The organism is Streptomyces sp. NPDC050085 (assembly GCF_044460595.1).
Classification (GTDB): Bacteria; Actinomycetota; Actinomycetes; order Streptomycetales; family Streptomycetaceae; genus Streptomyces.
The window spans coordinates 959,870-976,784 of sequence record NZ_JBITJZ010000001.1 but is presented as its reverse complement, the minus strand read 5'-3'; the positions used below and the strand labels follow the sequence as shown (position 1 = coordinate 976,784).

The 16,915-nt window shown below is 70.2% G+C and carries 20 protein-coding genes; 8 read left to right on the top strand and 12 right to left on the bottom strand.

The genetic code is table 11. From position 1 onward, the window contains the following. Positions 1–38 precede the first annotated feature (38 nt). Positions 39–575 (top strand): hypothetical protein, encoded by a 537-nt coding sequence (locus ACIBUY_RS04055; protein WP_399151686.1) that lies wholly within the window; start codon positions 39–41, stop codon positions 573–575. Between the two features lie 79 nt (positions 576–654). Here the strand turns inward: ACIBUY_RS04055 and ACIBUY_RS04050 are convergent, their stop codons facing one another. Further along, complete coding sequence (locus ACIBUY_RS04050; RefSeq protein WP_399151685.1) at positions 655–1,329, bottom strand: hypothetical protein; 675 nt, start codon at positions 1,327–1,329, stop codon at positions 655–657. Positions 1,330–1,463: 134 nt separating this feature from the next. After that, a complete protein-coding gene (locus tag ACIBUY_RS04045; RefSeq protein WP_399151684.1) occupies positions 1,464–1,874 on the bottom strand; it encodes a hypothetical protein in 411 nt (136 codons plus the stop codon). Positions 1,875–2,127: 253 nt separating this feature from the next. Here ACIBUY_RS04045 and ACIBUY_RS04040 point away from each other — a divergent pair, with 253 nt between their 5' ends. The 5 genes from ACIBUY_RS04040 (at position 2,128) to ACIBUY_RS04020 (ending at position 6,740) form a co-directional block, all read left to right on the top strand. Next, complete coding sequence (locus ACIBUY_RS04040; protein WP_399151683.1) at positions 2,128–2,574, top strand: hypothetical protein; 447 nt, start codon at positions 2,128–2,130, stop codon at positions 2,572–2,574. A gap of 238 nt (positions 2,575–2,812) precedes the next feature. Next, the gene (locus ACIBUY_RS04035; RefSeq protein WP_399151682.1) at positions 2,813–3,658 is read left to right on the top strand and encodes a hypothetical protein; all 846 of its coding nucleotides are present in this window, start codon (positions 2,813–2,815) and stop codon (positions 3,656–3,658) included. A 17-nt stretch (positions 3,659–3,675) separates the two neighbouring features. Beyond that, complete coding sequence (locus tag ACIBUY_RS04030) at positions 3,676–4,032, top strand: hypothetical protein (protein ID WP_399151681.1); 357 nt, start codon at positions 3,676–3,678, stop codon at positions 4,030–4,032. A gap of 200 nt (positions 4,033–4,232) precedes the next feature. Beyond that, entirely contained in the window at positions 4,233–5,978 is a 1,746-nt protein-coding gene (locus ACIBUY_RS04025) for a hypothetical protein (protein WP_399151680.1), read from the top strand. Between the two features lie 9 nt (positions 5,979–5,987). Further along, positions 5,988–6,740 (top strand): hypothetical protein, encoded by a 753-nt coding sequence (locus ACIBUY_RS04020; RefSeq protein WP_399151679.1) that lies wholly within the window; start codon positions 5,988–5,990, stop codon positions 6,738–6,740. A 75-nt stretch (positions 6,741–6,815) separates the two neighbouring features. Here ACIBUY_RS04020 and ACIBUY_RS04015 read toward each other — a convergent pair whose 3' ends face one another. The 3 genes from ACIBUY_RS04015 to ACIBUY_RS04005 form a co-directional block, all read right to left on the bottom strand. Further along, complete coding sequence (locus tag ACIBUY_RS04015; protein ID WP_399151678.1) at positions 6,816–7,046, bottom strand: hypothetical protein; 231 nt, start codon at positions 7,044–7,046, stop codon at positions 6,816–6,818. 135 nt (positions 7,047–7,181) lie between these two features. Beyond that, complete coding sequence (locus ACIBUY_RS04010; protein WP_399151677.1) at positions 7,182–7,931, bottom strand: hypothetical protein; 750 nt, start codon at positions 7,929–7,931, stop codon at positions 7,182–7,184. A 121-nt stretch (positions 7,932–8,052) separates the two neighbouring features. After that, the gene (locus ACIBUY_RS04005; RefSeq protein ID WP_399151676.1) at positions 8,053–8,298 is read right to left on the bottom strand and encodes a hypothetical protein; all 246 of its coding nucleotides are present in this window, start codon (positions 8,296–8,298) and stop codon (positions 8,053–8,055) included. A 177-nt stretch (positions 8,299–8,475) separates the two neighbouring features. Here ACIBUY_RS04005 and ACIBUY_RS04000 point away from each other — a divergent pair, with 177 nt between their 5' ends. Both ACIBUY_RS04000 and ACIBUY_RS03995 read left to right on the top strand, forming a co-directional pair. Further along, a complete protein-coding gene (locus ACIBUY_RS04000; RefSeq protein ID WP_399151675.1) occupies positions 8,476–9,783 on the top strand; it encodes a hypothetical protein in 1,308 nt (435 codons plus the stop codon). A gap of 199 nt (positions 9,784–9,982) precedes the next feature. After that, positions 9,983–10,354: a hypothetical protein gene (locus ACIBUY_RS03995; RefSeq protein WP_399151674.1), complete on the top strand. Its 372-nt coding sequence runs from the start codon at positions 9,983–9,985 to the stop codon at positions 10,352–10,354. Between the two features lie 9 nt (positions 10,355–10,363). On the opposite strand, the gene ACIBUY_RS03990 is transcribed toward ACIBUY_RS03995, so the two are convergent. The 7 genes from ACIBUY_RS03990 to ACIBUY_RS03960 all read right to left on the bottom strand — a co-directional run bounded on the left by ACIBUY_RS03990 (position 10,364) and on the right by ACIBUY_RS03960 (position 16,890). Further along, positions 10,364–12,073, bottom strand: coding sequence for a mobilization protein (locus ACIBUY_RS03990; protein ID WP_399151673.1), 1,710 nt, complete (start codon positions 12,071–12,073; stop codon positions 10,364–10,366). 12 nt (positions 12,074–12,085) lie between these two features. Beyond that, positions 12,086–12,514, bottom strand: coding sequence for a plasmid mobilization protein (locus tag ACIBUY_RS03985; RefSeq protein WP_399151672.1), 429 nt, complete (start codon positions 12,512–12,514; stop codon positions 12,086–12,088). Positions 12,515–12,786: 272 nt separating this feature from the next. Beyond that, positions 12,787–12,969, bottom strand: coding sequence for a hypothetical protein (locus tag ACIBUY_RS03980; RefSeq protein ID WP_399151671.1), 183 nt, complete (start codon positions 12,967–12,969; stop codon positions 12,787–12,789). A 201-nt stretch (positions 12,970–13,170) separates the two neighbouring features. Next, positions 13,171–14,160 (bottom strand): extensin, encoded by a 990-nt coding sequence (locus tag ACIBUY_RS03975; protein ID WP_399151670.1) that lies wholly within the window; start codon positions 14,158–14,160, stop codon positions 13,171–13,173. Continuing rightward, positions 14,160–14,825, bottom strand: coding sequence for a WhiB family transcriptional regulator (locus ACIBUY_RS03970; RefSeq protein WP_399151669.1), 666 nt, complete (start codon positions 14,823–14,825; stop codon positions 14,160–14,162). Before ACIBUY_RS03970 ends, ACIBUY_RS03975 begins: the two co-directional genes overlap by 1 nt. Positions 14,826–14,989: 164 nt before the next feature. After that, a complete protein-coding gene (locus tag ACIBUY_RS03965; RefSeq protein ID WP_399151668.1) occupies positions 14,990–15,664 on the bottom strand; it encodes an ATP-binding protein in 675 nt (224 codons plus the stop codon). A 56-nt stretch (positions 15,665–15,720) separates the two neighbouring features. Further along, the gene (locus tag ACIBUY_RS03960; RefSeq protein WP_399151667.1) at positions 15,721–16,890 is read right to left on the bottom strand and encodes a hypothetical protein; all 1,170 of its coding nucleotides are present in this window, start codon (positions 16,888–16,890) and stop codon (positions 15,721–15,723) included. Between the last annotated feature and the right edge of the window lie 25 nt (positions 16,891–16,915).

Here is a 16,915-nt window from a genome sequence, read left to right as displayed (position 1 = left end):
TCCCCGGCCGTTAACGGCCCATGGACATGATGGGCACCGTGGACATGGAGGCAGCAGCCTTCGCGACGATCAAGCGCGCGATAGGCGACGGAGTGATGAATCTGGAGAGATTCGACCAAGTCCTGGCATGGGGCGGCCGGATCGCAGGCCCCCACTTGCTGTCCGAGGCGTGGGACGCCGGAGTGATCGACGGCGTCACGGTCACCGCCCGCATCGGCGATGTGTGGAGTCTCGCCGAGTTCCCCGACGCCGCCCTGGGGCACGCGCGGTGGCGCGAACTGTTCCGGGTCGCTGGGTTCACCCGGAACTGCGAGCCGGCCGAGCGCCCCGACCAGCCACTGGAACTCTGGCGCGGATCAGTAGCGGAACGCTGCAGGGACTGGTCCTGGAGCACCGACCATGAACTGGCCCTGAAGTATGCCCGCGGGGGATACCGGCGACCCCCGGGGCGCCTGTATCGGATGGTCGCCCCGCCACCCGCGCTTCTGGCAGCCTATGACGGGCGCGGCGAGTCGGAGTACGTTGTCGACACCGACGGCATCCTCATCGAGGAACGGCGGCCGGATTCGCCATGATGTGCCCTTGGCGAAGCGCCTTCGGCGGCGCCGGAGACCCGTACGCGCAGGACCGAAGTATGCGAAGGGCGCGGGGTGCTCAGGCGGCGCAGCCGACGCGGTCCACCGCCTGCGGGAGATGACGTAGCGCGGTTTCCGACGGTGCCGAGAGCATGACCAGCACCGTGCCACAGCGGACCGCGAACTGCGTGACCTCGCTCGTGCCCGTGGCGGCATGGATTATCAGAGAATGTCCCCACCTTTCGGTGCCGAGACGGGACGGCGCCGAGGCCGCGCGTACCCGGACGCTCGTCGTGGCGCCCAGGGTGAATTTGGAGCAGGACCGGAATGCGGCGAACAACTGGTCGGCGGCGCGGGAAAGCCGGTCGCCGCGATCGCTGTACAGCTCTTCGGTGATGGGAGTACCCGGGGCGCCGTTGTGCTGGAAGGCAGTGGTGACCCGGTGTGCGCTCGTGAAGGGGCCCTCGGCGTGCTCGGCGAGTTGTGCAAGGGCCGGGCAGTCTGCGGGCGAGATCGCCTGCGATGAGCCGGACGAAGCGGGGGCGGCGACGTAGTCGGGGCCCAAATCCGTCCTGGTCAGCAGGAGCTTGTGCAAGGCGGTGGTGGACAGAGGAGCATCTGCCGATCGCCGGGCACCGGCGGAAGCGGCTGCGCCGGAGGCGGACGTCGGGGCGGTGGAACGCGGCGATGGCGTCGTGGCGCACCCGGCAGTCGCGGCGATGGCCAGGAGCAGGGGCAGGATACGAAGGCGCACGAGAGATTCCTTCCCCAGCGGGGTCGGGGGCGGGGGTTGTGGGCAGGGACTTGTCCGCATCGGGCGGGGCGGGCACTGCGCGTGGGCGCCCATACGGGAGTGGTGAGTTGTTGCGTCCGATGCCGTTCGTGGCCCTACGGCAGATAGGCGCCGGCCAGGATCCCGTCGAACCCGAAGGCGCGGATGCCTGTCTCGCGGGGAGCGCAGGGGCCAGTCGCGGGGCCGCAGTGATCATCGAACCAGGCCGAGTCCAGTGCGGGTTCGGCCCATTCGTAGCCGCACCGGCAGCGCACGTTGACCCTGTCGTCCCGGCACAGCAGCAGCCAGTCCTGCCCTGCCGCGCAGGTGGCACAGGTCAAGAGCGTGCCGTCCACGCCCAGGGGGCCCGGATGCGGCATCATCCGTCCGGGCCGAGGTCGGGGCGCGGGGCAGTGCCACCCGCCGTCCGCGAACGGACTCTCCTCGGGCACGGCGTGCACGATCGGAGTGCGCAAGGGCGTGGTGGGGGCGGTGCGGCGCCGTGGGCGCATGAAGAACCCGGACATCGGGATCGTCCTCCTGGATGCGTCGATGACTTGCGACGATCCTGGAGCACCCCTGCCGGCAAGATCCACTGACAAAGTCCGTACTCCCTGGGCGGCTTCGGCCGCCGCCCCAGGGCCGGTGATCTCCCCGCTGCCGGGCGGACAGGCTCCCCAGGGGCGTGCGGGTCCAGGCGCCGTGGCCTTGGACAAGATGGGCAAGTAGCGTGGTGGCAAGGGCATGTGCTGCGGTGTCAGCCAGGAAGAGGGCGCCGGCATGACGTACGACCTGGTGGCAGTGTGCGATCGCTGCCTCGGTGAAATCCCCGATGGCGACGGGGTGTTGGAAGTCAACGTCACCTCGGCCGCACGGGTACTCGAGCGGTGGGCGGCCACCTTTCAGGCGGACGCTGCGAGCCCGTGGCCGCCGACCCGCCGCGGGCGTGCCGCGGCCTGGCGCGTGCGCCACCACGGGTGCGGCCGGGACTATGCGGCTGGGTGCCGGATTCCGGTCGAGCGGATCCGAACCTGGACCGGAATGCTGGACTGGTCCGTCCACCTCTCCGGCAAGCCTTGGTTCCCCGCTACCGACTGGAACGACCTCGTCGACCGGGCACTTCACCCGCAGCGCGCCGCGGTGAGCGGACTCTTGTCGGCCGTCCCCCGAGACCTGCGCGGCGGTCCTGTGGGCGACCGGCCCGGTGACCGTGCACATCCCGCGTAGCAGCCCGCCGGGGTGCGCGCCGGCGCGACCTCGGCCACGGCCTCGACGCTGAAGATGACCCTGTCGTCAGCAGTCGGCGCCACCTGCGCGCCGACCGGGCCGCCAAGGACTACAGCGACGACCCAAAGCCCGCCATGATACTCGGACTGAAACCCTGATCGGCGAGCGGTCGTTCTGCCGCGTCCGCCACTGAGTAGCCTTACCTGTCCCGCACCGCCCGCTCAGCAGGAGCCCGTCTATGCCGCCCAGCACACCCGCCACCGACAGGTGGGACGACGCCGTACGACGCGCCACCGAGGCCACCGCCTCTGCCCGTAGCCGTGCGGGCGCGATGGACGAGCAGTGCTGGGACGACGTCGCCATGCGCAACATCATCGCCATCGTGCTCTACGCCCTGCACCTGCGGCAGGGTCAGGAGATTGCCGACATCCGATGGCAGGCGGTGCTGTGGCAACTGCGTGACGACCGGCAGGTGGCGACGCTGGTCTCTTCGGTCCTACCGGGTGCGGGCCATGACCTAGCCCGCACCGCCGCCCCGGGCGACCCGGTGGCCGAGTGCTGGCGGTGGCTGACCCAGACCTGGGACCCCAGCGCCCCGGTCAAGAGCTCTTTCGTCCCTGCCGCTCCCGCCCCAGATGGGCTCTGGGGTACGGGTGTGCCCGACGTTGCTGAGTTTCGGTGGGGCGGCATGACACGGGGCATCGGAAATGCTCTACCCGATCCCGGACTCGAAATTTGCACGCCCTGGGCCAGCCATGTCGTCCAGTCCACGATGATCACCCAGGCTGGCGGACACCACCGGCTGGCGCGCGTCGAGATTACCGCTCCGGAATTCCACGGGCAGCGGGGATACGTCAAGGAGACGGGCTGGAATTTCGACGAATCGAGCGAAACCGTCGACGGCCCGGCCGGATATGTCGTCGACCTCGACAACATCGAGGGGACCGAAGACTTCAACGCCGATGAGGTCACGGCCTGTTCCGACCTGCGCTGGCCCCGCCGCCCGGAGGGCTCGCTCAAGGATGGCCCGCCGCCCGGACTGCACGACCTGCTGGCCCGATGCCGTCATGTGCCGAGGACTTGAACGAGCTCCTGGACCGAGTGCGCAACCCCGAGGTCGTCCCCGACCCGTTGCAACAGGCCGTCGCCGCCGCGCGGCGCCACCATCACCTGCAGTTGGAGACCCAGGCCACACCGGAGCCGCAGCGCTTCTCCTGGCAAGTGATCCTGCACCGGTACGAGCAGGGCGAGCAGAACCTGAACACGGACCCGGCACATCGGGCGGAGGAGACAGCCAGCGTGCCGGGGCCGGATGAGGGGCCGCAGCAAGACGTGATCTGCCTGTACGAGGTTGTCGTCACCCGGCACCTGAACGACACGGAACCGGTCTGCTACCTCGCTCTGAAGGAGTCTGACGTTCCGGAACTGATCGGCAGGGGCACAGAAGCCTCGGCCTGACGCGGCACCTGCAAGTTTGGCGACGCCGAGTGAACGGATAGAACCGGAAGGCGATTTCCGGCCGTGCTGGTGTCCGGGGGTGCGATCTCCTTGCTGTGCGCGCCTGTTCCTTGAAAGTCTGACGGGCAGCATCACTTGACGCTGATCAAGGTCACGGCCGACGTGCTGTGTTGTCGTGATCGAACGTGGGGGCAGAGCACATGCTGTTGCAGAAAGCCGAGTTCGCTGACGCTCGGCAGCTGACCGCGTCGCTGTGGAGCGACCCGTCCCACTGGTCGGCCACCGCCCTGCGTGACGCAGAGAGCGTGGCGCACGACACCGAGCGGACGGCACGTCTGCTGGCCGGCTGGGCGGACGTACTGGCCGCTGCGCTCGGCTACGCTCCGGCGATTTTCGCCGCAGCGCCCTCGGCCACGGACAGGTGGGTACAACGTGGCCAGGCGGTCATGGACGCCAGCTGCCGTGGCCAGGCCGAGGCCGTGTACGAGGCTGCCGTGCGCTGCGCGACGGAACTGACAGCACACGAGAGGGCCTTGCTCCTGGAGTATCTGTCACGCGCCGTCTCCTCCATCGTCGACAAGGTGGGCAGCTTCGCCGGCCTCCTCGAACTTGATTCCCTGCACCAGCTCGCCGCCGGCAGCGACGAACTGTGGGTCAGCGCGGGCGCCTGGATGGTCGGCGCGCTGACGGAGATGAACCGACACGAGATGCAGATGCGTCTAGTCCGACTGGTCGGCGAGGACGGTCGCGCCCCAGACCTGTGGCGTATGTGGCTCCAGGTCGCGGCAACCGTGATCCCCGAGGCCGCCGTTCATGGCTTCGCCCAGGATGATCTGCCGCCGCAGGCACCCGCGGACTATCCCAAGGGCTTCGTCCACGAGGCGGTTCTCGCCGCCCACAGCGAAAATGCCGACCGACTGGCTCAGGCGCACGCCGGGTTCGAGGCCCGCTCGCGTGAGACCCAGGTGTTCCTCGTCATGTCCCTGGCCATGATGATCGCCACGTTCCGCCGGTTGCAGCAGCTGCCGCAGGATGCGGCTGTGGCCGCAGAGCACCAGCAGGCGTTGGAGGACAGAGTGGCCACACTCATGGATGCGTTGCCGGACGGGGCCGTGGAGCGCACCGGACGCATGCACGCCTTCGCCCGCCGCGCGGTCCTGGCCTACATGGACAAGGACGCCCCGACGCTGGCCGCGGTCGTCGAGCGCATCGCCACCTGGGACAGCGAGCCGGGGCATATCAAGTACCCCGACCCTGCGTTCAAGTTCCCGGCCCAGCAGGCACTTCGGCACGCGGCCGATCTGCTCTCCCTGGGGCTGGAGTACGGCTTCGGCGTTTCCCACCGCACCGTCACCGAGGGCGCCATCCAACTGGTAAACGCCCACGCCCCTGCCGAACACCGTGACGCTGCCCGCGACGTGCTGACGGCCATGCGCCGCAACGGACTTGAGAAGGATCTGCCGCCCGATACGTTCACCGACGCGGCGGGGTTTTTGGCCGCTGCCGCGTGCGGCGCGTGGCTGGCCTCGAACAAGACCATTTTCAAAGCCCCGGAGACCGTGCGCCTCTCCCTGATCAAGGAGATCAGGGAGAGCGAAGCCAAGGCGCTGCGCATCCCGGAGCGCGAGCAGGTGCTGGAGGTCAGTGACGACGAGGCGCTCGCCCTGCTCCAGCGGATGTACGGCGAGGGGTATCCGCTGCCGCGCGACCCCGCCGAACGGGCGCTTGTGGAGATGGACATCGTCGCTGTCATCAAGCAGCACCTGCTGGAGGTGCCCGCCGACGCCACCACTCCCGAACAGTTCAAGGCTCTAGACGCCAAGGTGAAGACCCTGCTCTCCGCAGTGGCGGGGACGCCGCAGCAGGCACCGAAGAAGCAGCGCGCCCCCGGCACCGTACGCAAGCAGCCGCGGCGCCAGCCCAAACGGAACCGCAAGAGGAAGTAGGAGTCGGCGGTGCATGCCCTGTACCCGCGCGCTCAGGTCGCTGCGGCGCGCGTGGACGCCCACTCGACCTTGGCGGCCGACGGCGTCCTCAATGTGCACCTGACGCGGTATATCGCCGACCCGCCGGATGACCTCGACCCGGAGCCCGACAGCCTTGACCTCCACCTGTGGGCCGTCGATCCGCCGGTCTGGGACAAGCACCGGCACTCGGTCTTCCCCCGCTACCAGGCGGAGAAGGACGCGTGCCACCGCTACACCCATGAGCAGTACGAGATCGCCCGCCGCGCCGACGTCATCATGACGGCCGCACTGGACCGGCCGCCGATGTTGGTGCTCGACGAGAAGATGAGGCAGTTCCCCAGCACGTATGCGATCGGCGTCCAGACCGACCGGCGTGAGGGGCAGCTGAGCTGCCTGGTCGGTCTGCGCACCCAGTTCGCGTACTACCGCAACGCCACCGACGCCCGGCCGGCCGACTCTCTCGGCTACGCCGTCACCATGACCGCGACACCGAACGGCACCCACCCACCGCGCCTGTACCCCTCGGCGTTGCTGGGCTGGGCCCGCTGGTGGATCGCACAGGCCAAGGTCCTCTCGGATCGGACGCGTGACATGGAACAACTCCCGCCGCCTCCACTGCAGTTGGATATCACCGAGGCGTGGCGCACGTTCCGGGTCGATCTGACGGAACCGGAGCGGACCCGTTGGCCGACGGTGCCAGCCGTCCGCAGAGGCTGGCGTCAGGAGTACGGGTTCGACTAAGGGCCAGCTCAGCGGGGCGAGGGCAGGGAGCAGCATGTGGGCAGGTGGTACCCGTCCTGCGGCCGGTGAGAGGCGTCAGGGCGCGAGCCATCCGATGTCGAGGACTTCGATGCCGTCAGCGTGGGCGATGTACATGATCCAGGCGCGGTCGGTGAATTCCTCGGCCAGCTCCCACGTTCCGGCTGTCGGCCAGTCGTCGGGCTCCTCGGCCACGGAGTCGATCAGTGCCAGGACGTGTGCGCGAGCTCGGTCATCAAGGTCGGCGAGCACTTCGTCGGCTTTCCGCGCCAAGTCGACCCTGTGCATAACTACCCCCTTGTGATCCACAGGGGCGTCACGGTAAAGGAGAGGGCGCGGGGACGTGCGTGCCTGTGGATTACGGGGTGCTGCCGGGCGGGCGCGTCAGCTGCGCGGGCGCAGGGTGAGAAATGAGGCAGCGGATCAGTCCGGGGCCGTCGTACGCCAGGCTGCACACAGGTCGTGGAACGCGACGCGGGCCGCGGCCAGGTGTTCTTCTGCGGCTTCCGAGTTCGGTTCGAGTAGGTAGACGCCGTCGCGGTACAGGGTGAAGCCGACCCGCTGCCATGCCGAGGTGATCCGGGCGGTGATGCGGTCCCACTCGGCTTGCTGCGGCCGCCAGTCGTCCTCGTAATCGGAGATGCCGGGCACACAAGCGATCGCCCGGCAGCCGATCCCCAGGCGGCTGATGGCTTCGGCGGCGAAGACCGTGCCGAGGCCCAAACCCCGCCACGGCTTGACGAGGACGACCTGGTCCATCACCAGCAGATCGGTTCCCGCATAGGCGAGTTGCTGCCCGGCGTCCTCGGTGAAGTACCCGGTGGCCGGGTCAAGAAGCACCTCGGCGATCTCGGACAGCTCCTGAGACTCTTCCTCCATCGCCCAGAACGCGTTGGTCGCGCCCTGGGCGAGGCGGGCACGGTAGAAGGCCATGTGGCCGATCTCGACGCCGTCTTCCTGCAACGCCGGGCAGTCCTCGCGAAGACAGTCACCCGCTTCCTCGCCGGGCGCGGGGCAGCGGGTGACGTCGTGCACCTCGTATCCGTGCCGGATGCTGACCTTCCACGCCTCAAGGGTTCGCTCGTGCGGATCGTCGAGCAGCCCGTGGACGAGCGTGTAACGCAGGTGCAGGTGCCCGGGATCGGCGGGAAGGCGTGTAGCGGTCTTGTTCACAGACGGAGCGTAGAACGCGCCTTGCGGGGCGAAGGAGCGGGATGTTCATCCCGCTTCGCCGCCCCGCAGACTGGACACGCTGCCGTAGGCCGCGGGGACGCGGCGTTGCGGCTCCGGCGCTTCAGCGTGAGCGGGACTGCCGATCGCGGGCGGCACTCGTACGGCGCGTGGAGCCCTGCGTCCCATCGGGGTGCGCGGGATCGTCGGCGAGCCGGGCCGCGCGGCGCAGCCGCCACACCAGCACATCGCTCAGGCGCGACGCGCTGTCGAGTTCCCGCGCGGCGGCGGCCGAGATGAGCAGGGCGTGCGTGTCGTGCCCGGATGCGATGACGGCGAACCACAGCACGTCGAGGACCATCGCGGTCATCGCGCCCTCGGCGCCGCTGCCTCGGGCGGGGCGCTGTACATGAGGTCGCGGGCAGCGCGCCGCAGGGCCCGGGCATGCCGGCTCGCTGATGGTGGGGTTGGCCGAGCTCTACGTCAGCTGACGGCGGGCTGGCCTGATCGACTGACAACGGCCCCGTGCGCAGGATGAGATGAGGCTATGGACACGCAGGATCACGCCGGAGAGGTCCGGCTGACGGTCGGGAACGAGATCCCGATCCAACGCTGGACAGATGAGGGCGCCCTTCAGGCCCCGGAGCCGCTCGCCTGTCCCGAGCCGGGCTGCGGGCAGAGCACGGGGCTGATGCTCATCGCCCGCGGCCGCGAGGCGGTCATACGGTGCCCCAATGACCACGAGTGGTCCGACCGGTACGTGCGGCCCGCGACGATCCGCCACCTCAACCATCTGCGCATCACCAGTCAGCAAGTGGGCTGGCCCTCCGGGCACCTGTGGATGCCGTTGCTCTTCCCGTTGGACGACAACCTCGCGCCCGCCTTCACCACGCCGGACGTCGGGCCCGAGCTGGGAGAGGGCGTACGGGACCGCGACGACTGGTGGGACGTCAACGCCGCCATCGCCTCCGGCGTCGCGCGCGGCAGCATGTTCGGCGAGTGCTGGAGGGAGGCGTGGGCCATCGTCAACACGGTGGTGCCCACCGACGGACGGCTCTACCAGCGGCTGTACGTCCCGGCCGGCGGCAACGCCGTCGATGCCCACATGACGATCCTGCTGCTGGGGCTCGCCATCTACGAGGCGGCCCGCGCCAACCGCGTCTACAAGCTGCGCGCCCTGCCGCTGCCCGCACCCAATGCCCACCTCACCGGCGACCATCTGCGCACGGCGCGGCCCGTCGCCGACCGCGCATACACCGGCGTGCTGCCGATCCGCGCCACCGATGACCGCCGGCTGCGCGAGGCGTCGGCCGAGGACTGGGACCGGTGGTGCAACGCGGCCCGCGACGCGCTCTCCCTGTACATCGACGAGCAGCGGTCCTCCCGGCTACGCGACTGGCAGCCCTGGGAACTGACGTTGGGCAGCCCCGCCTCGTACTACGGCCCCGATGCCGAGCGCTACACCACGAGCGGTCCCGGCAGCGAGGCAGACGATGAGGGGGACGGCGCCGCCGTGCCCGCGGCGGCGGAGGCCGCACTCGACAACCTGCTGGGGCTCCTTGAGGAGTTCATCGCCGCACACAGCGCGGGCACCTGGTCAGCGAGCGCGGGGGAGTACCTGCTCGCGACCCGGATCCGGAGCCGAGGCGTCAACGGCGACGTCGTGGAGACGGCGCTCGACGAGGCGCTGGCGGCGGGCGAACTCCCCGCGAACAGCCGCCTCGAGGCGCTGCTGCGGTTCTGCCTCGTCCCCCTTGGCCCCGCAGGCGCGGAGGCGCACGCCGTCCACCGTACGGTCGACGACCTCATCGACCGCATCGTCATCGCCGGACCGCCCGCACGCGGCTCCGCCTGAACGTCACGGACGCTGACCAGCGGCACGCCTGGACGATGGATCTTGTAGTTGTGCGATGCGGCGTCCGGTGCCGTCGCCGATGTCGAGGACGTCCTGGTCGAAGCGATACGCGCCGTCCTCGAGCAGCCAGAAATCACCCCGACGACCTCCCCGGACAGCTGCGGCACCGCATTACCACCCAGGCCAAGAACAAGAATCCGTGGGTGCTGGCGGCGACGGGTGGAAGACCTTCACCCCGGCGTACGTGCAGAAGGAAGTGGACGCGCTCAACGCGCCCACTTCCGGCAACGTGAACACACTCCTGGAGCGGATTCTTGATCTCCCGCAGGCCGTTCAACAGTGCACCTGGCAGGGCATGCCCGCCGAACGCGTCGCCTCCCACCTGGACCTGTTCAACACCATCCGGGGCGAGGCGGTCCACCGCGGGACCACGCCGGGCCGCTTGAACATCGGTGGGGCGCGTGACTGGCACCAGTGGTTCACGCGCCTCGCCGACCGGCTCGACAGCCTGATCGACGCGCATCGGCTCGCGCGGCATCAGCTGGCCTTGAACCCTGTGCCCGATGCATAGACGCTTGCGTCAACGGGACTGACGGGACCGGGAATTGTCCTGTGCGACAGCTCGCGGCCTGCCGGGCGACGTGGTCTTGGCGGCAGGGTCCTGGGGGAGGCGCGCGAGGCGGCGCAGGCGCCAGACGAGGACGTCGCTGACAGAGTCAGCGGTGTCCAGTTCACGTGCGGCGGCGACGCGCGCGAGGAGGCGACGGGTGTTGTGGCCGGCCTGCTCGGCCTCGGCAAGGGTGGCGGCCAAGGCGGGCCAGCCCGGCTCGGCCAGGACAGCGTGGGCCCACTGCGGCAGCGCCGTCCGCAGCAACTGGGCCTGCTGGTGCAGCTGTGCGGGCATCAGACGGCGTCCGCGCTCGCGCAGGATGCCGAGCGGGGTGGCCGCGGCCAGCTGGTATGCGGCGCGTAGGTGGCGCGCGGCCTCGTCCGCGGCGGCGGCCTGCTGGATGTGGCCGCGACGGGCGTGCCAGTGCGCCGAGGCGATCACGGCGAACCACAGCACGTCCAGAACCAGCGCGGTCATCGCGCCGTCCGGACCGCTGTGCCGGGCCGTGCCCGCCTGCACCAGGTCGCGGGCGGCGCGGCGCAGGCCCCGGGCGTGGCGGTGCGCGGCGCGGACGTGGGAGCGCGAGGCCCGTTCGAACGCCCAGGCAGCGGAGCGCAGTTCACGATGCGTCTCGTCCGCCGAGGTCGCGGCCAGCGCGTCGAGGATCTCGGCGGTGGCCGCGATCCGCGCTGCGGCCGTGCCCTCCTCGTCCCGATGGAGGGTGAACGTGAACTCCCACAGCCGGTCCGCGGCGCGGCCACGGGCAGACGCCGTGCGCCTGGCCGGTCGGGTGCGTCCGGCACGGCCGCGATCGTCGCCCTGGAGTGGTCCGGGTCCGTCGAGCGGAGCCTCGAAGCGGGCGTTGATCTTGGGCCAGGACAGATCGGGGGCGAGCTTGGAGCCGGAATAATAGACCGGCTTGCCGGCCTTGTTGACATCACCAGACAGCGCGACGTTGTAGCCGAGCAGGTCCCCGGACGGGGCATACCTGCGGCGCACGAGGACGCCGGCAGCGTCCAGGCGGGCGAAGAACTCCTCGGGATCGGCCGCACCGGCCACCGCCAGGCGCACCACTTCACGTAGTTCCTCGCGTGCAGCCCGGGCGCGGCCCTGCCGGCGAGCCTTGTGCTGCTCTGCGCTGCTGGGCCTCCGGGCGGCCGTGCCGTCCCCGGTATTCAACCGCTGCAGTCCCCACGCGACTTCGAGCGCCCGGGCCTCGGCCTGGACGCGACGCCGCTCGAAGGAGAGGCCGGGCTTGCGCCCGTCCTCACGGACCAGGGTGGCGACGATATGAATGTGGTCGTCGGCATGACGCACAGCCGCCCACCGGCAGCCCGCGCCCTGCGCCGGATCGTCAATGCCGACCGCGGCCAGCATGCGCCGGGCCACCTCCCCCCACTCGGCGTCGGACAACAGCCGGTCCGAGGCGGCGTTGCGCACCGACAGATGCCACACGTGTTGGGCCGGTCGCTCGTCCGCGTCGAGGGCCATGACCGGCTGGTCCAGGAGACGCTGCAGTTGCCGCAAAGTGGCCTCGCGATCACGGCCCGGGTCGGGAGCTCCTTCGTCCCAGGCCGCGACGAGGTGCGGGTCGACGTGCGCCTCACCGCGGCCCGTGCGATACAGGTACTGCAGCAGCTTGTGCGTATCGCTCCCCTTGTTGTGGATCTTTGGCACCATGTGTGGGACTCGCTACTCGTGGTCGAGGATCTGGTCGGTGACGCTCTGGACGCGGTGCAGTGCGCGGGCGACGGCGTCGAGGACGACATGAAGCTGGGCCGGGCGCTCATCGGTGTTGAGGGCGCGGGCGACCTGGTTGAGGTTGTTGCCGACCTGGCGCAGATGGCGGCGGGCGGCGAACAGCTCGGTGACGAGCTCGCGGCGGCCGGCGATGGCGGCGGCGGTGCTATCGAGGTCGTCGGCGGCGGCGAGACCGCTGCGGGCGAGGAAGGCCGGCAGGCTGGCATGCACGGTGGAGGCGGCGTCGGTGAGGCGGCGCTTCTCGTCATCGTTCACGCGGACGCTGATGACGTAACGGCGCTTGTGCGTACGGGGTTTGGGCGTGCGCTTGCGCGAGGGGTGCGGTGCGTCACGACGGATGCGCGGCGTGGGTTGTTTCACCGGCTGCGATCCGCCCTCGGCCGCTGCCACCCCGGTCGGCGCCCCCTGGCGCCGACCGGAGCCCGCCACCCCCGGGGCGGGCTCGGACCAAGGCACCTTCCCCAACGGGGAAGAGTGCCTTGGTCCACAACTTGCTGCGCGTGAGTGACGGTTGAGATCAAATGGACGGTCGTGGTTGGAGGGGCTGCTCTGAGGCGATGTCACGGGATGCGCTCCTGCTGTGGGGAGGAGGTCGGAGGGCTGTGGGTCTTGGCTGGGCGGGTTCTTGGCGGTCACCCGCACTCGGGGCAGGCAGCGATGTGGCTGTTCATGGCAACGGCCATCTGGCGACGGTGGCTGTTGAGGTAGTAGGAGTCCGCCCTCTGTCGCGGACTCGGCGCGGCGTCGGTGCGGGCGTACGGGGTGGTGCGCTCGTAGTGGGCCTTGAGGCGCTCGAAGCGAGCACAGTGGTGCATGAGAATCCTTCGACGTAGGTGAGGGGCGGGGGCCGATCGGCGACGCCCGATGGTTCCTGTTGGGGCAGACCGCGCCGACGTGCGGCGGAACATGGCGATGCAGGCCGACTGGGCCGACCGTCCCGGAATGCGGTGGATCAGCCCGGCACCGGGACGTATCGGCAGATCGCCGGGATAGCCCGGGTCGGTGGGAGCGGTCGGTCAGCGGGGATCGGTGATCTCATCGGTGTCGGGATTGAGTTCGGCGAAGAGATCCCTGGCCCGAGGCAGGCCGATGCGCAGTTGGGTACGCAACCGCCAGGTGCTGGCGCCCTGCCCGGTCTCGGCCCGGACATCGGAGTCGAGTTGGCGGGCGCGCTCGCGCAGGGCTGCCAGGTCCGGGTCGTCTGCGGCGGTGTCCGCGCCGTCGCGGAGGCTGTGCGGGCCGCTCGTGGCGGCGCTGGCGGCAGGGGGCGTCCCGGGGACGTGCACGGGACCTCGGCCGTTTGACGCGGTCGTCGTCGCCGAGGCGGCGGGGAGGTGTCCGTGCGGAACGGGAATCGGTGCTGTTGGGGAGTGGCTGTGGGATTCCCGGCCCGGCCTGTCGGCGGATGCCGGATGTGCCGAAGGCAGCGCCCGCCCTCGGTCGGTCTGCTCCAGTGCGCTGTTGCGAGTGTCGACCGCGGCCGGTGCGGTCGGTCGGCTGCGCACGATCCGAGATTCTGTATCGGTCGGTTCGACCGGTTGGGTGTTCGGCGCGGGGGAGGAGGGGGCGGTCAGCAGAGGGGTGATGGCCCGCCGGTAGGCGGCGATGGCTTCGGTGAGCAGGACGAGCATGACGGTAGGGATGCCGTGCAGAACGATCCCGGCCGGCTCGGCGTGCCGGGGCCAGCCGATGACACCGGTGGGCCAGACGGAGGTCCAGGTGTTCATCGCGGTAGCGGCCAGGGCGGTGAACCAGCGCAGGGCGGCGGACCAGCCCGGCGGGCGCAGGCCCCAGGCGGCGAGGCGGGCGTCGGCGTACAGCACGCCTGCCAGAGCGAGGCCGACCATCGGGTCGAGCAGGATCGCGATGGGCCAGGGCACGCCGCGACTGGTGGCGAACAGGGTCACGTTCACCTCGGTGAAGGCGAAGGTGAGCACGGCCACGCCGACCAGGACTCGGGTGAGCCAGGTCAGCAGCGCCTCGGCCTGGGCGGGAGCGGCGCGCATCAGGCCGCGGCCTTCCAGCGGCTGTCGCACGTCGGTGCGGCGACGGGGAACGGCAGTACACGGGCGGCTGCGGCAGCCTTCTTCCCTCTGCGCCTTTTCACGTCCTTCGTCTTGGGCTGCGGGTTGTGCTGCTCGCGGATGTGGTCGCACAGGGCGGTGACGGTGGTGGGCAGTTCGAGTTCTTCGATGTCGGCGCGGGCCATCAGAAGCAGTTCGCCGCCGAACTTGGGGCCGACCTTCAGGGCCTGGGCGAGACGGTCGGGGGTCCACCCGGCCAGGTGGGCGAGGCGGGCCAGGGCGTCGCGCTCGTCGGTGTTGAGGACGACGTCGCGGCGGTACCAGAAGGCGCGCAGGATGCGGGAGGCGTCGAAGCGCTGATTCCAGTCGGCGTGCAAGGGGCGGCGTTCGGTGGCGGTGAGACCGCCGCGGATGCCCTCGCCGAGTCCTTCTTCGATGGCCGCCTGCAGGCAGTCCTGACGCACGGGGCAGCCCTGGCACCAGGTCTTTGCCTCGCTGATGGTCCGCCTCGCGCGGGTGCTGCAGAAGAAGAGCCGCTCGGATTCCGCGAGGTCCATCTCGCGGCAGGCGGCGTGGTCGCGCCAGTGCGGATCACTGGCTCCGCGCAGAGCGGTGGCAGGGGCATCGACGCTGGTGAGGTGACGCATGGTCAGAAGACTCCGGATGCATGAGAGAACAGGGAGCCGCGGCTCGGCGCTCGGCGGGCCGAGCAGGCGCGGTGAAGAACAGAGCGGACTGGAGACGGGCGTAGCCGCGCAGGTGTTGCCGCTGCGCCGGGGCGCAGCGGATGCGGGATGGTGCCGGTCGGCCGTCAGGCCGTGTGGATGCGCCGGTCGGGGCCGGTGAACTCGATTCGCTCGCACATGCCGCGCAGCCGGGACATCACCCGGTCGCCGACCTTGTCCCGCAGCACCGGCTGCCCAGCGGGCACGTTCGCGGTGCGCACGGGCGGCAGGTTGGTGGTGATCAGCGTGGGCAACCGGTGGTTGTGCCGGTAGTTGACGAGCCGATAGGTCAGCTCGTCGGTCCACTCCGTGGTCCGCGCGGCACCGAGGTCGTCGAGCAGCAGCAGCGGGATCCGCATCACGTGCCGCATCTGATACTCCGGGTCCACCCCGGCACTCGGTCGCATGTCCGCGTACAGGTCGGCTGCCGTGGTGGCATGCCAGCGCACCGCGCACCCGGAGGCCGTCAGCGCGCGGATCGCACCGAACGCCTGCCAGGTCTTGCCCCGCCCGGTCGAGCCGTGCAGCAACAGCGAGCCACCGGTGGTCAGCTCCAGGCGCCCGCGCCCGCCGCGGCTGGGCGCGACGGCCGCCTCGGTGATCGAGCGCACCCAGGCGAGCACGGCGGGATGGTCGGCGAGCGCCTGCCGGTACTCGACGGGGATGCGCAGTTGCGCGGCCTCCAGCGCGGGCAGCGGCTCCGGCGTCTCGGGCAGCGGCAGCGCCGGATCAATGCCGAGCGCGGCGATCTTGGACTCCATCCACGCCACCGCCCGATTGCCGGCCAGGGGCTGAGGATCACTCAGCCGTGCCCGGGTCACGCGGCCACCGCCTCGTGCCACACATCCGCACCCTCGGACTCCTCGGGATTCATCCACGGCGTGTAGCCGGACCGGCCGGCCACGCCCCGAATGGCGGCGGGAGCCGCCGGGCCGACGTTGAGGACATCGTTGACGAAGCCGGGCAGTGCGGTCGGCGCCAGCTCACGGTGGCGCCACCGCTCCAGCGCCTGACGCACCACCGCTGCCTCGTAGCCCTCGTTGAGCAGATCACGCAGTTCCCGGCCCAGGACGTTCAGGAGCTTTCGCGGCGGACGATACGCACACCCCTTCAGGTACTCACGCATCAGCTGCTCCGCAGTCACCTTCGCCTCGCCGGAGTCCTCCGCGGACAGGGGAGTGGTGACGGTCCGCAGAACAGGGATGGGGTCGGCGGCAGCGCCGCCCCCCGTAGGGGTAGATCCTGGATCCTGGGTCCTAGATCCAGACGCCGCATCCTCGCGAGTATCCGATGCATCCTCGCGAGTCCTCGCGAGGATCGCCTCCGCACGGGCCTCGATCACCGTGTTCTGCACGGTGGCGGGGACGGTCGCAACGGCCGACACCGACGGAAACGAGTCTGCCGCCGATGCGCACAGTTGCCCGGTGGGGGAGGTCACGGCGGAGGGGGCCGACTCGAAGTCAGCGCTGTGCGCAGGAGACAACTGAAGGGGAACGAGCGCGGTGTCGGACGCCATGGCGGCATCGTCCGCGGGCACGGGCGGCAGGCAGGCGGCAGAGCCGCATTCCTTGCACTTCTGCGCAGCAGCATGTGCCGGGCAGCGAGGATGGTGAGGCGCCGACGGCCTGTCGATCTTCTGGTGCTTGAACCAGTTGATGACGTGCAGGTATGCCTTGCCGTCACAGCCGGTGTAGCGGCAGATCATGCCCTCGTGCTCCAGCTGACGCAGATCGTCCGCGACGCCGTTGGGGCCGTGCCCGGGGCGCTCGCACCACAGGTCCCCGGCGATGAGTCGGGGCCGGTCCTCGTATCGTCCGTGGTCGTCGGCGACACCGAACAGCCCGAAGAACGTGCGCTCCGCGGACAGGGACACCCGGCCCAGGCTCGCCGAACGGAACGCCTCCGGCTTGAGGGTACGGATGCGGGACATCAGCGAACGCCTCCTGCCCGCGTCGCAGCCATGGCGGGCCGGGACGATCCGGTCCACGGAGTCCGGCACCCAAGGCGGAACC

Bases quoted from the DNA above. Each gene is read 5' to 3' on its own strand.
- ACIBUY_RS04000 (WP_399151675.1), top strand. From the start codon at position 8,476: ATGGACACGCAGGATCACGCCGGAGAGGTCCGGCTGACGGTCGGGAAC.
- ACIBUY_RS04025 (WP_399151680.1), top strand. From the start codon at position 4,233: ATGCTGTTGCAGAAAGCCGAGTTCGCTGACGCTCGGCAGCTGACCGCG.
- ACIBUY_RS03975 (WP_399151670.1), bottom strand. From the start codon at position 14,160: ATGCGCGCCGCTCCCGCCCAGGCCGAGGCGCTGCTGACCTGGCTCACC.
- ACIBUY_RS03965 (WP_399151668.1), bottom strand. From the start codon at position 15,664: ATGGAGTCCAAGATCGCCGCGCTCGGCATTGATCCGGCGCTGCCGCTG.
- ACIBUY_RS04015 (WP_399151678.1), bottom strand. From the start codon at position 7,046: ATGCACAGGGTCGACTTGGCGCGGAAAGCCGACGAAGTGCTCGCCGAC.
- ACIBUY_RS03990 (WP_399151673.1), bottom strand. From the start codon at position 12,073: ATGGTGCCAAAGATCCACAACAAGGGGAGCGATACGCACAAGCTGCTG.
- ACIBUY_RS04035 (WP_399151682.1), top strand. From the start codon at position 2,813: ATGCCGCCCAGCACACCCGCCACCGACAGGTGGGACGACGCCGTACGA.
- ACIBUY_RS04040 (WP_399151683.1), top strand. From the start codon at position 2,128: ATGACGTACGACCTGGTGGCAGTGTGCGATCGCTGCCTCGGTGAAATC.
- ACIBUY_RS04045 (WP_399151684.1), bottom strand. From the start codon at position 1,874: ATGTCCGGGTTCTTCATGCGCCCACGGCGCCGCACCGCCCCCACCACG.
- ACIBUY_RS04005 (WP_399151676.1), bottom strand. From the start codon at position 8,298: ATGACCGCGATGGTCCTCGACGTGCTGTGGTTCGCCGTCATCGCATCC.
- ACIBUY_RS03980 (WP_399151671.1), bottom strand. From the start codon at position 12,969: ATGCACCACTGTGCTCGCTTCGAGCGCCTCAAGGCCCACTACGAGCGC.
- ACIBUY_RS03970 (WP_399151669.1), bottom strand. From the start codon at position 14,825: ATGCGTCACCTCACCAGCGTCGATGCCCCTGCCACCGCTCTGCGCGGA.